The sequence below is a fragment of the Flavobacterium sp. genome, assembly GCF_036741995.1.
Classification (GTDB): domain Bacteria; phylum Bacteroidota; class Bacteroidia; order Flavobacteriales; family Flavobacteriaceae; genus Flavobacterium.
In genome coordinates, this window is record NZ_DAINRG010000058.1 from 1 (window position 1) to 13,371 (window position 13,371).

Here is a 13,371-nt window from a genome sequence, read left to right on the forward strand (position 1 = left end):
CACTAACACCGCCAACAACTACGGTTGCTACTTGCGGTTCTTATGTTTGGTCAGTAAACAATCAAACCTATACGGTAAGTGGCAACTATACAGGGATTAACGGTAGTGGAGATACAGAATTTTTGAACCTGACCACATCTCCAAATACTACTTCCAGTGTCACTGTTTCCACATGTGGTTCTTATACTTGGTCCGTAAATAATGTTACCTATACTACCAGCGGTGATTATACAAATAGTAGCGGATGTAATACTTCCACTTTGCATTTAACAATAACACCTTGTTCTTCGGTTGTTAACTTAAAATTATTTATTGAAGGATATTATGATTCAGCGGCTCATGCTATGCGTTCTGTGAAAGCTAATCAAGGTATTGGCTCCAGCACCACTGTAGTTGATACTATTACTGTAGAATTAAGAAACAGCAGCACCGGAGCTTTAACAGCTACGACTAGTGCCATTTTGCTAACTAACGGTACAGCAACAGCTACTTTTGGCACACTATTAAATGAAGCCTATTATATCGTTGTAAAAGGAAGAAACAGTATAGCAACGTGGAGTAAAACGCCACAAATGGTAACGTCGTCACCCATGAATTATGATTTTACAACGGCAATCACTAAAGCTTATGGTAATAACATGGTGCTTGTAGAGAGCGGTGTTTACGGATTGTATTCAGGAGATTTAAATCAAGATGAAAATATTGACGGCTTTGATTACTCCCTTTGGGAAGCTGATTACAATAATTTGGTATTCGGTTATTTTGCTACTGATTTGAACGGCGATGGTAATGTTGATGGCTTTGATTACTCGATTTGGGAAGCAAATTATAATAATCTAATTTATTCAAATCATCCATAAGAATCGGATTGCAGTTCTTCAAATTGCATTTTAAATTCAATATAGCTTATTTTAAAAGCATTCCGTAAGGAGTGCTTTTTATTTAAAAAAATAACGATATTTGCCTCTGCTTTAAAATTAAATACCACAAAATATGGGAATGAATAAAAACACCGTTTTAGGTTGGGCTACTTTTATCATGATAATCATGGGCTTGATTTTGATAGGACTTGGCGTGTACCGTTATGCTGATGTTGCAGGTTGGGGATTTGGTGCCGTTGGTGTTGGATTCTTAGCCAATGCCTGGGTTTTCAGTTCACTCAAGGGAAGAGTTTAAAAAATAATTTCAAATAAAATTTAGAATAAATTATGTGTGCTACAAAACAAAATGAATTTATGCAAGAGGCTATCAACCTGTCTATCGAGAATGTAAAATCGGGAAAAGGCGGGCCTTTTGGTGCAGTAATCGTGAAAGACGGTAAAATTATTGCCCGCGGAGCCAATGGAGTAACTTCTACTAATGACCCTACAGCACATGCTGAGGTAGTAGCCATCAGAAATGCCTGCAAAGAACTGGGAACCTTCCAATTAGACGGTTGCGAAATCTATACCAGTTGTGAACCATGTCCAATGTGTTTGGGAGCTATCTATTGGGCAAGACCCGATAAAATGTATTTTGCCAATACCAAAAAAGATGCGGCTGATATCAACTTTGACGACCACTTTATCTACGAAGAATTAGAATTACCATACCAAAATCGAAAACTGCAAACCGAGCAAATGATGCGCGAAGAAGCTTTGGAAGCGTTTCAATTATGGTCCAAAAGCATTGCCAAAATAGAATACTAATTCGCAATCCATGATTCAATTTATATTAAATAATCGGCTGATTCAGACTGATAAAGCGGCCAGCACTACTTTGCTCGACTTTATTCGCTACGACGAAAACCTGCGCGGCACCAAAATTGGTTGCCGGGAAGGCGATTGTGGCGCGTGTACGGTATTGATTGGTTCTTTAAAAGACGGCAAAACCGAGTACATGAGTGCTACTTCTTGTTTAACGCCGTTGCCGAATGTTCATGGCAAACATGTCGTTACGGTGGAAGGATTGAACCTGCCCGAAAAACTCAACCAAGTACAACAAGCCATGGTCGATTGTTCGGGAACGCAGTGTGGTTTTTGCACACCGGGTTTTGTGAATTCGATGAGCGGTTATGCACTGACTTGTTCAGAGCCAACAGTAGAAAGTGCCATCAGTTCCATTGACGGGAATATTTGTCGTTGTACCGGTTATAAAACCATAGAACGAGCTGCTGCCAAAGTAACAGAAGTGTTAGTGCAAAAAGACCAAAAACAGCCTTTGTCTTGGTTAGTGGCCAATGATTTTGTGCCCGATTATTTTTTAACGATTGAAGCTAGATTAAAAGAATTTAAAACCGAATATACTTCCAGCGGAGAATTACCAATAGGAGGAGGAACCGATTTATACGTTCAGAAACATGACGAATTACACGACATGGAGATGGACTATTTATTCGATAAAAAAGAATTAAACGGAGTCCGTTTTGACGGAAATACTTGTACCCTTAAATCTTCAGCAACAGTTACTGATTTGATTGAAAACGAAGTGTTATTGAGTGCTATACCAAATTGGTACAACTATTTAAAATTACTTTCGTCAACACCCATTCGAAACATCGCTACCATAGCCGGAAACATCGCCAACGGTTCGCCCATTGGAGATTTTACGATTATTCTTTTGGCGATGAAAGCACAATTGACCTTAACGAATAAAGAAAATGGTAGTCGTCAAGTGATGCTGAAAGATTTTTATTTGGGCTACAAAACCTTAGATAAAAAAGCTGACGAAATCATTTCTGAAATTAGGTTTGAAGTCCCGACTTCGAGTAAATTCCATTTCGAAAAAGTGTGCAAACGTCAGTATCTCGATATTGCCAGCGTGAATACAGCGATTACCATTTCAACTAATGGAAATTCCATTACCGATGCTGATATCTCTATGGGAGGCGTAGGCCCAATTCCAAAATATTTAGCCAAAACTGCTCAGTTTTTGGTTGGAAAAGAAATAACGGTTGCAACGATAAAAGAAGCTGAACAAATATTGCAAACTGAGTTGGCACCCATCAGCGACGCTCGTGGTACCGAAGATTATAAAAGACTTTTGGCGCGTCAATTGTTCTTCGCGCATTTCATCACATTATTTCCGGAAACCTTTAAAATGAACGATTTAGTATGATCAATATAGACGCTCATAATCACGTAAAAGGAAAGTCCATATATCTGGATGATATTCAGGAATTGCAAGGCACTTTGTATGCCCTTCCTTTCGATTCAACTGTGGCTCATGCCAAAATCAAAAGCATCGATTTAGAAGCAGCATTAAAAAGCAAAGGCATCGTTGAAATTTTAACGGCGAAAGATGTTCCGGGTCAAAATCAAATCGGAGGCATTTTTCCTGATGAACCGTTATTAGCAGATGGCGAAGTGCACTTTCGCGGACAAGTAATCGCGATTATTGTTGGAACTACCGAACATCATTGCCGCATGGCAGCCAAATTGATAAAAGTTGTTTACGAAGAATTGCCGGTAATTACCGATCCAAGAGAAGCTCAAAAACAAGACAAATTAATCATGCCTCCGCGACAGTTTAAGCTTGGAGATACAGCATCCGCTTGGTCACAATGCGAGCATATTTTTGAAGGCCGAAGCGATGTCAACGGGCAGGAACATTTATACATAGAAACACAAGGAGCATACGCAAGGCCAAAGGAAGACGGAAGCATTATCATTTCTTCTTCCACACAAGGCCCAACAGCGGTACAAAGAATGGTAGCGCAAGTATTGGGAATTCCAATGCACAAAATCGAAATTGATACGGTTCGTTTAGGCGGAGGTTTTGGTGGAAAAGAAGACCAAGCTACCCCGTGGGCTGTAATGGTGGCTTTAGCGGCGCAACATTTACACAAACCGGTAAAAATGTCGATGCATCGTATGGACGACATGCGTATGACCGGAAAGCGCCATCCGTATTCCGCCGATTTTAAAATTGGTTTGAATAAAGATTTAAAAATTATAGCTTACGAAGTAACACATTACCAAAACGCAGGAGCCGCAGCCGATTTATCGCCGGCCGTTATGGAAAGAACACTGTTCCATTCTACCAATGCCTATTTTGTTCCAAATGTGATTGCGAAAGCGTACAGTTGTAAAACGAATTTACCACCCAACACTGCTTTCCGTGGTTTCGGTGGACCGCAAGGAAAATTCGTAATAGAAGCTGCTATTGTAAAAGCTGCGGAATCATTAGGGATTAGTCCAGCCGTAATTCAAAAAGCAAACTTGGTAAAAGATGGCGATGAGTTGTCGTATGGTCAAATTCTGCAACAAGTCGAAGCCAAAAATACATGGGAAACCTGTATGAAAAGCTACGACTACGAAGCACAAAAACAACGCATTGAAACTTTCAATGCCAACAATACACGATTCAAAAAAGGATTAGCGATTCAGCCAATTTGTTTCGGAATTTCGTTTACCAATACCATGATGAACCACGCCAGAGCATTAGTACACATTTATCACGACGGAAGCGTTGTAGTAAGTACCGGTGGCGTTGAAATGGGACAGGGTTTGAATACCAAAATGCTACAAATTGTTGTGGAAACTTTTAGTATCAATGCTAATAAAGTCCGAATTGAATCTACTAATACTTTACGTGTCGCCAATACGTCACCAACAGCCGCTAGCGCCGGAGCCGATTTGAATGGAAAAGCTTTGCAAATGGCCTGTAACGCGTTGTTGGAAAGGTTGAAAGCCGTCGCTCAAAAAGAGTACACCGACCAAATTATCGAGTTGAAAGACGAAATAGTTTATGCTAATGAAACTCAAACCGATATCACTTGGAATGCCCTAATCACCAGAGCTTTCACCCAACGTGTTGCCTTGAGTGAAAATGCCCATTACGCCACGCCAACGATTCATTACGACAAAACCAAGGAAAAAGGACATCCTTTTGCGTACCACGTTTACGGAACTTCTATCCATGAGGTTACGGTAGATTGCCTGAAAGGAACGTATGAGTTTGACAGCATCAATATTGTACACGACTTCGGAAAAAGTATGAATCCAACGATTGACAACGGTCAGATTGAAGGCGGATTGGTACAGGGAATCGGTTGGATGACGTTGGAAGAAATTATTTATAACGACCAAGGAAGATTAGTTTCGAATGCTTTGTCAACCTATAAAGTTCCTGATATCTATTCAGTGCCAAAAGTGATTAATATTCAACATTTAGAAACGGAAGGGCACGAACTCGCCATCAAAAAATCAAAAGCAGTCGGAGAACCACCATTGATGTATGGAATCGGAGCCTATTTTGCGATTCGCAACGCAGTGAAAGCGTTCAATCCTGAAGCTGATTTGGCTGTCAATGCGCCTTATACGCCCGAAAAAGTGTTGATGGATTTATACAAAAAGTCGTAAGTCACCCTTAATTCTAAAATTATGGTGATTGATTTCTATAAAAAAGTTCAGCAGGTACTCCAGGAAGAAAAGCGATTGATTCTAATGGTGGTCATTGCCAATGAAGGCAGTAGTCCCGGCAGGAAAGGCTTTAAGATGTTGGTGTCCAAACAGCAAATGTATGGCACCATTGGTGGTGGCATCATGGAGCACAAGTTGGTGGAATTTGCCGAAAGTCTTTTGGATAAACCACGCTTCGAACCTTTTGTCAAACACCAAATCCACGATAAATCGGCACCTAAAGACCAATCGGGTATGATATGCTCAGGGCAGCAAACGATTGCTTTTTACGATGTGGATTCCAGTTATTTTTCTTTGTTGGAAGAAATACTTTCTGATGTGGTGGTTACGATTAGCTATTCCAACTATGGTATAAAAACTACCGAACCCGAAACCCGCGAATGGCATTTTTCTGAAACCAATTCATTGGTTCAGCAAGTGTATATTATTGGTGGAGGCCATGTGGGTTTGGCACTGAGCGAAGTCTTATCCAAACTCGATTTCGAAATTCATTTGCTCGATCATCGGGAGAATTTGAATACGATGGAAGCGAATCATTTCGTGAAATCCAAAGCAGTAATCGAATTTGAATCTATAGAAAATCATATTCCCGAAGGCGAGAACATTTATGTAGTTATTATGTCTTTCGGTTATCGAACCGATGATATCATTATTCGTCGTTTGTTAAATAAAAATTTCAAATACATCGGCATGTTAGGCAGTGTTGCCAAGATTGCAACGCTATTCAAAAACCTCGAAGCTGACGGATTTGATAAAAATCAAATGGCTAAAGTCTACGCCCCAATTGGCATCGATATCAAAAGCGAAACCACTCAGGAAATTGCTGTTAGTATTGCGGCCCAACTCATAAAAATCAGAAACCAAACCGCATGATTTCCGTAACCGAAGCTTTTTCTGTTTTAAACCAGCTCACTTTTTCTCTAAAAGAAAAGGAAGTTTCACTTTGGGAAGCTCATAATCATGTTTTGGCAGAAACTTTATATTCGCCCATCAATATGCCACCTTTTCGGCAATCCAATATGGATGGTTTTGCGCTTTGTCTTCATGACTCTTTGGAGTATGAAATCATTGGAGAAGTCAAAGCCGGCGATGAGAATCAAATACTATTAAAACTGGGTCAGGCTGTAAAAATATTTACAGGAGCCGCTGTTCCCGATTCAGCGCAAGCGGTGATTCAGATTGAAAAAGTTAGTGTAACCGGAAATCAATTACAACTTCAAGAAGATGTTGTGGCTGAAACCAACGTCAGACCTTTAGGTTCTCAGATTAAACAAAATGATATGGCTTTGGAAAAAGGAGCTTTCCTCAATCCTGCTACCATAGGCTTCTTAGCCGGATTGGGATTTACCCAAGTGAAAGTCTATCAAAAACCAACAGTAGCGATTGTCGTTACAGGAAATGAATTAGTGCCACCCGGTCAATCTTTGCCTTACGGGAAAGTATATGAGAGCAATGCCATTATGCTGCAAACGGCTTTGTGCAATGCGCATTATGATGAGGTTAAAGTATATCAGGTCAACGACGATTTTGAAAACACCAAATCAACTCTGGCAACAGCCATGGCAGAAAGCGATGTGGTTTTAGTTTCGGGTGGAATTTCCGTTGGCGATTATGATTTTGTGGGCAAAGCATTGGAAACTCTGGAAGTGGAAACCTTGTTTTACAAAGTCAGTCAAAAACCCGGAAAGCCTTTGCTGGTAGGGAAGAAAGACGAGAAATTAATTTTCGCTTTACCCGGAAATCCCGCAGCGAGCCTGACCTGTTTTTATATTCATGTATTGCCAACATTACAACGATTTTCAGGAAGAGAAGCTGCTTATGGATCAAAAAACACTTTGGCTTTGGCTCACGATTATGAAGTGAATAATTCCCGAGACCAGTTTTTGAAAGCAACTATAAGTGGAGAAGCAGTAACCATACTGCCTCATCAGGATTCTTCGATGCTGGATTCTTTTGCATTGGCCAATGCTTTGGTGTATTTACCCAATGGAAATTATCAAAAATACCAAGGCGATAAAGTTGCTGTTTACCCAATTTAACCATTAAAATAGTCATTACCTTTGTTTTACTAATACTAAAAATATGCTATTTACTGACGTCATAAATTCTCCTTTGCTACTGGTTTTATTACTAGTTGTTGCTTTTTTGTATGCCAGTGTCGGACACGGTGGCGCCAGTGGTTACTTGGCTTTGATGAGTTTGTTTGCTTTTCCGGTAACCTATATGAAACCAACTGCTTTAGTGCTGAATATTCTGGTTTCGGCTATTTCGTTTTATTTCTTTTATAGAGAAAAAAAGTTTGAATGGAAATTATTTTACCCGTTTGCGATAACTTCCATTCCATTCTCCTTTTTAGGCGGAATGATTACAATTGAAACACATTACTATAAAATTATTTTAGCGACTGTTTTGGTGTTTGCCGTAGCCAGATTGCTGGGTTTATTAGGTAAAGAAAAAACTGTTCGAAAGCCTCTAAATATTCCATCGGCACTTTGCATCGGAGCTGCCATCGGATTTTTATCTGGATTATTAGGCATTGGCGGTGGTATCATTTTGAGTCCGGTGATTCTATTGTTGGGCTGGGCTAATATCAAACAAACAGCGGCGGTTTCGGCTTTGTTTATTTTTGTGAATTCTGTTTCCGGGCTTTTTGGCTTTATGTCCAAAGGCGGAACGTTGCCAGTTTCTTCGCTGTCATTGGTCATTGTAGCCGTTGTAGGTGGGATTCTGGGCGGTTATTACGGAAGTAAAAAATTCAATACCTATACTTTGCGAACCGTTTTGGCTTTTGTATTGGGGATTGCCATTTTGAAATTATATACCACCTAAATGATGACGATTACTGTAAAATATTTTGGTGCAGTGGCTGATAGTACTCAGAAGAAAGAGGAAGTTTTTCGTTTTGAAAGCGAAAGAATTACCTTGAATTTAGTGCAATCCAGATTAGAAGAACAATATCCTAATTTAAAAAATATAACCTATTCATTTGCGGTCAATCAATCGATAACCAAAGAAGATGTCGGTTTAAATGATAACGACGAAATTGCCTTATTACCACCATTTGCGGGAGGATAAAAAGATGAAACGATATGCCCAACAAATAGCGTTACCCGAAATCGGAATCTCAGGACAACAAAAACTCAGCCAGGCTAAGGTTTTAGTGATTGGAGTAGGAGGTTTGGGTTGTCCGGTATTGCAGAATTTAGCCGCTGCCGGTGTAGGCTGTATCGGAATTGTAGATGGCGATGTGGTGGAAGAAACCAACTTACACCGCCAGTATTTATATACGTTACAGGATTGCGGAAAAAACAAAGTGGAAGTCGCTGCAGAAGCGGTTTTAAAACAAAATCCCGAAGTTAAAATCATACCATATCCAAATTATTTTTCAGAATCAAATGCGGCTGAAATCATCTCTGAGTATCAAGTCATTGTTGATTGTACGGATGATATTGCTTCGCGGTATTTGATTAATGATGTGGCTTTGGCCAAAGGAATTCCGATGGTGTATGCTTCTCTTCATGCATTCGAAGGACAGCTTTCGGTTTTCAATTGTAAAAACGGACCGAGTTATCGCTGTTTATTTCCGGAAAGTGATAGCTTAGAAACGATGCAAAATTGTAACGATTCAGGTGTTTTAGGTGTTCTGCCAAATCTCTTAGGCGTCATGCAGGCAACTGAAGTTTTGAAAATTATATTAGAAATCGGGGAAGTGATAAGCGAAAAAATAATGGTTTATAATGGATTAAATAACTCTATGCAAACTATTGGTTTTCAAAGAAATGAAATTGAAATTAAAAAAGGAATTCAACACGGATTGTCTGTTTTAAAAGCTGAACCAACTCCTAAAGTTGGCTCATTAACTTCCGCTGAATTTTTCGCCGAAGCCAACAATAAAAACAACTTGGTAATTGACATCAGAGAAAGTTTTGAAGAGCCTAAATTAGACAACGAAAATTATAAGTCCGTACCTTTGGCTCAATTAGACGATTTCTTAAAAAGCATCGACAGAAATCAAAAAATCATTCTGTTTTGTCAAAACGGAAACCGGAGCCAGTTAGCGGCCGGATATTTACAAAAAAACGGATTCACCAATCTGTTTCACTTGCCTAATGGCATTGAAGCTTTAGCAAAAAAAACTTTATAAATGGAAACCACAAAACCTAAAAAGACAACTTTTATCAACGGAGCCATCCCTTCGGAGTTCATTGGAAATTCCATTGCCAAACACCAAAGTAAAACCACCATTGGCGCTCACAATATTTTCCTTGGTCAAGTACGTGCCGACGAAATGGATGGGAAAAAGGTTGTTGCTATTGACTATTCGGCTTATGAAGAAATGGCGGAGCAAAGTTTTTATGACATCAGGGAAGCGGCTTTCGCCAAATATGACTTAACTTGTATGCATATTTATCACAGCCTGGGATTGGTAAAAGCCGGCGAGATTTGTCTCTTCGTTTTTGTTTCTTCCCCAAGACGAAAGGTAGTTTTTGAAGCTTTGGAATTTTTAGTTGAAGAAATCAAAGCCAAAGCCCCAGTTTTTGGAAAAGAAATCTTTGAAGACGAAACCTATACCTGGAAAAAAAACACATAACATGGTCGACATCACACATAAAATCACAACACTCAGAATCGCCACCGCCAAAGCTATTGTAAAAGTAGGTTCGCCGGAGACGATACAAGCTGTTTTGGACAAAAAAGTACCCAAAGGCGACGTGCTCGAAGTAGCCAGAACCGCAGGTTTGTTTGCCGTAAAAAACACCGCAAGCGTCATTCCCGATTGTCATCCGATGCCGATTGAATATACCGGAATTCATTTCAAATGCCTGAAAAATGAAATCCAAATCGAGGTTACGGTAAAAACAATCTATAAAACCGGTGTGGAAGTAGAAGCCATGCACGGCGCGTCCATTGTAGCGCTGACGATGTATGACATGCTGAAACCCATTGATAAAAATGTAGAAATTTCTACCGTGAAATTGGTCAACAAAAAAGGAGGGAAATCCGATTTTGGCGCCAAAGAAAATTACAATCTTACCGTGGCTGTTATCGTTTGTTCTGATAGCGTTTCGGCCGGAACCAAAGAAGATGCTTCAGGCAAAGTCATTACCGAGAAACTGGAAAAACTAGGATTGGTCGTTTCGCAATATGATATTATTCCCGATGATAAAAAAGAGATTCAAACCAGCATTCTCAAGCTCTGCAATCAAAAAACAGATTTAGTCATTCTAACCGGCGGCACCGGTTTATCTCATAAAGACGTAACGCCCGAAGCCGTGATTCCGATGTTAGACAGAAGAATTCCGGGAATAGAAGAAGCGATTCGCTCTTACGGACAGGAAAGAACACCTTACGCAATGCTTTCCAGAAGCGTGGTCGGATTCAAAGGCGATATTTTGATTATGGCATTGCCGGGTTCTGTGGGTGGCGCTTCGGAATCTATTGATGCGGTTTTTCCGTCAGTCTTGCATTTATTTAAATTATTGAACGGATTGGATCATGGAAAATAATTTCCCGTTGCAGGATTCTTTTGGTCGCGAACACAACTATTTGCGCATTTCGATTACCGAACATTGTAATCTGAGATGTTCGTATTGCATGCCCGAAGAAGGCATTGCGCTGACGCCAAAATCCCATTTGATGACTGCCGATGAAATTATTCACATTGCCAAAACCTTTCTCAGTCATGGCGTTTCCAAAATACGACTGACCGGTGGTGAACCCTTGGTGCGAAAAGACGCCAAAGAAATCATCCTGCAACTGGGAAAGCTGGGAGTTGATTTAACTATAACAACCAACGGAATTTTAGTTCCGAATTTCATCGAAACGTTCAAAGAAGCCGGAATCAAAACCATTAACATTAGCATTGATAGTTTAGTCAAAGAAAAATTCAACAAAATTACCCGCCGAAATTACTTTGACACCGTTTTTGAAAATATAGATTTATTGTTAGAAGAAGGATTCAAGGTAAAACTCAATGTGGTTTTAATCAAAGAGTTTAATGATAACGAAATTCTTGATTTTATTAGCTTGACCAAGCATAAAAACATTCAAATTCGCTTTATCGAATTCATGCCGTTTAACGGAAACCATTGGGACAAATCGAAATTGGTTTCCTATGCCGAAGTGATGGAAACCATCCAATCCGAATATGCTTTCAGTGAAATCGAGCGCTTAACTGATGCTCCGAACGATACAGCCAAGAATTTTAAAATCAAATCCCATCTGGGTAGTTTTGCCATTATCAGTTCAGTTACCAATCCGTTTTGTAGCACTTGCAACCGTATTCGATTGACTGCCGATGGCAAGTTGAAAAATTGTTTGTTCTCCAATTCCGAAACGTCTTTGCTGGAAACGTTACGCGCCGGTGAATCAATAATTCCGCTGATTCAACAGAACTTGCTTTCCAAAAAAGCGGTTCGTGGCGGGATGGATGATGACCAGAAATTTCAAAACCCCGACTTATTTTCCAAAAACCGCAGTATGATTGCCATTGGCGGTTAATTTCTGTTAATCAATATTTCGCAACAAACCTTGTATTTTTTTGATTTAAATCTATATTTGTAGGTTCGAAATTTTAAAATAGTCAAAACAACCATTTTGTCAGAAAGAAAACTATACAGCCAACGCGTTTGGCTCGACAATAAACTGCAGCCAGCCACCATTACTTTCCACAACGGAACCATTTCAGCTATTCATAAAGAGAAATTAAATGACGCTGAAGACTTTGGCAATGCTGTGATAATGCCCGGCGTTATTGACGTTCACGTGCATGTCAACGAACCGGGAAGAACGGAATGGGAAGGTTTTGAAACCGCCACTCAGGCTGCCGCTGCCGGAGGCACCACCACCATTATCGATATGCCGCTTAATGCCAGTCCGGTGACGATAACCTTGGATGCTTTTCAGCAAAAATTGAAATCGACTGAAGGGAAACTAAATATCAATGTGGGTTTTTATGCCGGATTAGTTCCCGGGAATGCACCACATTTGGAAAGCTTGATGCAGGCTGGAGTAGTGGGTGTCAAATGCTTCTTAACGCATTCCGGAATTGATGAATTTCCGAATGTTACTGAGAAAGATTTAGACGAAGCGATGCCTATCATTGCTAAATATAATGTACCATTATTAGCACATTGTGAGTTGTATGATAAAGAAGTCGATTGCGATTTTGAAAGCCATCCTACCAGTTACCAACATTACCTCGCCAGCCGCCCAAAACAATGGGAAAACAACGCTATCGATTTAATGATTCGAAAATGTCGCCAACATAATTGCCCGGTTCATATTGTCCACGTGGCTTCTGCGGAAGCGTTGACAAAAATCGAAGCCGCGAAGAAAGAAGGATTACCCATTACAGCCGAAACCTGTACGCAATATATTTACTTCAATGCCGAAGATATTCCGGATGCGAGTTGCATTTACAAATGTGCGCCACCCATTCGGGAGAAAGCCAACAACAACAAATTGAAACAAGCTTTTCTTTCGGGAGTTTTAGATTTCATCGCTACCGATCATTCGCCGGCACCGCCCAGCATCAAAGAAATGGAAACCGGGAATTTGAAAAAAGCATGGGGAGGCATCGCCGGAATCCAGTTTCTGCTGAACGGTTCCTGGACCGCATTGAAAGATACTTTGACTTTGGAACAATTTATTCCGTTAGTGACTTCTAAACCTGCGGATTTCATTAAAGCAAAAAATAAAGGAAGTATCGAAGTTGGAAACGATGCCGATTTCGTAATTTGGAATCCTGAAGAAGCTGCTGTTATCAGCGAAAATGATATTCTTTTCAGATATAAAATAAGTCCCTATATCGGGCAAAATTTAAACGGAACGGTTTCGGAAACCATAGTAAATGGGGAAACAGTGTATAAAAACAAATCAATAAAAAATAAAAATAAAGGACAATGGCTTTTGCAAAAGTAACAGAGATTATCAAAGAATCACCGGCATTTACACAACTTACCGACCT

The 13,371-nt window shown here is 40.0% G+C and carries 13 protein-coding genes and 1 pseudogene; all 14 read left to right on the forward strand.

The features are described 5' to 3' along the window. Nucleotides 1-860, forward strand: a pseudogene (locus V7D82_RS12170) (hypothetical protein); the annotation flags it as partial. Between the two features lie 133 nt (nt 861-993). Continuing rightward, nucleotides 994-1,176, forward strand: coding sequence for a CAL67264 family membrane protein (locus V7D82_RS12175; RefSeq protein ID WP_131476838.1), 183 nt, complete (start codon nt 994-996; stop codon nt 1,174-1,176). 32 nt (nt 1,177-1,208) lie between these two features. Beyond that, entirely contained in the window at nt 1,209-1,688 is a 480-nt protein-coding gene (locus tag V7D82_RS12180) for a nucleoside deaminase (protein WP_333601253.1), read from the forward strand. Nucleotides 1,689-1,698: 10 nt separating this feature from the next. Beyond that, the gene (locus V7D82_RS12185; protein WP_333601254.1) at nt 1,699-3,096 is read left to right on the forward strand and encodes an FAD binding domain-containing protein; all 1,398 of its coding nucleotides are present in this window, start codon (nt 1,699-1,701) and stop codon (nt 3,094-3,096) included. Further along, nucleotides 3,093-5,342, forward strand: a complete 2,250-nt coding sequence (locus V7D82_RS12190; protein WP_333601255.1) for a xanthine dehydrogenase molybdopterin binding subunit — start codon at nt 3,093-3,095, stop codon at nt 5,340-5,342. Before V7D82_RS12185 ends, V7D82_RS12190 begins: the two co-directional genes overlap by 4 nt. Before the next feature lie 21 nt (nt 5,343-5,363). Continuing rightward, nucleotides 5,364-6,275, forward strand: coding sequence for an XdhC family protein (locus tag V7D82_RS12195; RefSeq protein ID WP_333601256.1), 912 nt, complete (start codon nt 5,364-5,366; stop codon nt 6,273-6,275). Further along, on the forward strand, nt 6,272-7,441 hold the full coding sequence (locus V7D82_RS12200) for a molybdopterin molybdotransferase MoeA (protein WP_333601257.1): 1,170 nt from the start codon (nt 6,272-6,274) through the stop codon (nt 7,439-7,441). The genes V7D82_RS12195 and V7D82_RS12200 overlap by 4 nt, the downstream gene beginning before the upstream one ends. A gap of 43 nt (nt 7,442-7,484) precedes the next feature. Beyond that, nucleotides 7,485-8,231 carry a sulfite exporter TauE/SafE family protein gene (locus V7D82_RS12205; protein WP_333601258.1) on the forward strand — a complete coding sequence of 249 codons (747 nt, stop codon included), beginning with the start codon at nt 7,485-7,487 and terminating at the stop codon, nt 8,229-8,231. Next, nucleotides 8,232-8,477, forward strand: coding sequence for a MoaD/ThiS family protein (locus V7D82_RS12210; protein ID WP_333601259.1), 246 nt, complete (start codon nt 8,232-8,234; stop codon nt 8,475-8,477). Nucleotides 8,478-8,481: 4 nt separating this feature from the next. Continuing rightward, on the forward strand, nt 8,482-9,546 hold the full coding sequence (locus tag V7D82_RS12215) for a ThiF family adenylyltransferase (protein WP_333601260.1): 1,065 nt from the start codon (nt 8,482-8,484) through the stop codon (nt 9,544-9,546). Further along, entirely contained in the window at nt 9,547-9,993 is a 447-nt protein-coding gene (locus V7D82_RS12220; protein WP_333601261.1) for a molybdenum cofactor biosynthesis protein MoaE, read from the forward strand. It abuts the gene before it with no gap. A gap of 1 nt (nt 9,994) precedes the next feature. After that, nucleotides 9,995-10,909 (forward strand): bifunctional molybdenum cofactor biosynthesis protein MoaC/MoaB, encoded by a 915-nt coding sequence (moaCB, locus tag V7D82_RS12225; RefSeq protein WP_333601262.1) that lies wholly within the window; start codon nt 9,995-9,997, stop codon nt 10,907-10,909. After that, nucleotides 10,896-11,903 (forward strand): GTP 3',8-cyclase MoaA, encoded by a 1,008-nt coding sequence (gene moaA, locus V7D82_RS12230; RefSeq protein ID WP_442902391.1) that lies wholly within the window; start codon nt 10,896-10,898, stop codon nt 11,901-11,903. The genes moaCB and moaA overlap by 14 nt, the downstream gene beginning before the upstream one ends. 96 nt (nt 11,904-11,999) lie before the next feature. Then, on the forward strand, nt 12,000-13,325 hold the full coding sequence (allB, locus tag V7D82_RS12235) for an allantoinase AllB (RefSeq protein WP_333601264.1): 1,326 nt from the start codon (nt 12,000-12,002) through the stop codon (nt 13,323-13,325). The last annotated feature ends 46 nt before the right edge of the window (nt 13,326-13,371 follow it).

What these genes read in the sequence shown, in the direction of transcription:
- V7D82_RS12175 (WP_131476838.1), top strand. Translation starts at nt 994, where the DNA reads ATGGGAATGAATAAAAACACCGTTTTAGGTTGGGCTACTTTTATCATG.
- V7D82_RS12180 (WP_333601253.1), top strand. Translation starts at nt 1,209, where the DNA reads ATGTGTGCTACAAAACAAAATGAATTTATGCAAGAGGCTATCAACCTG.
- V7D82_RS12185 (WP_333601254.1), top strand. Translation starts at nt 1,699, where the DNA reads ATGATTCAATTTATATTAAATAATCGGCTGATTCAGACTGATAAAGCG.
- V7D82_RS12190 (WP_333601255.1), top strand. Translation starts at nt 3,093, where the DNA reads ATGATCAATATAGACGCTCATAATCACGTAAAAGGAAAGTCCATATAT.
- V7D82_RS12195 (WP_333601256.1), top strand. Translation starts at nt 5,364, where the DNA reads ATGGTGATTGATTTCTATAAAAAAGTTCAGCAGGTACTCCAGGAAGAA.
- V7D82_RS12200 (WP_333601257.1), top strand. Translation starts at nt 6,272, where the DNA reads ATGATTTCCGTAACCGAAGCTTTTTCTGTTTTAAACCAGCTCACTTTT.
- V7D82_RS12205 (WP_333601258.1), top strand. Translation starts at nt 7,485, where the DNA reads ATGCTATTTACTGACGTCATAAATTCTCCTTTGCTACTGGTTTTATTA.
- V7D82_RS12210 (WP_333601259.1), top strand. Translation starts at nt 8,232, where the DNA reads ATGATGACGATTACTGTAAAATATTTTGGTGCAGTGGCTGATAGTACT.
- V7D82_RS12215 (WP_333601260.1), top strand. Translation starts at nt 8,482, where the DNA reads ATGAAACGATATGCCCAACAAATAGCGTTACCCGAAATCGGAATCTCA.
- V7D82_RS12220 (WP_333601261.1), top strand. Translation starts at nt 9,547, where the DNA reads ATGGAAACCACAAAACCTAAAAAGACAACTTTTATCAACGGAGCCATC.
- moaCB (WP_333601262.1), top strand. Translation starts at nt 9,995, where the DNA reads ATGGTCGACATCACACATAAAATCACAACACTCAGAATCGCCACCGCC.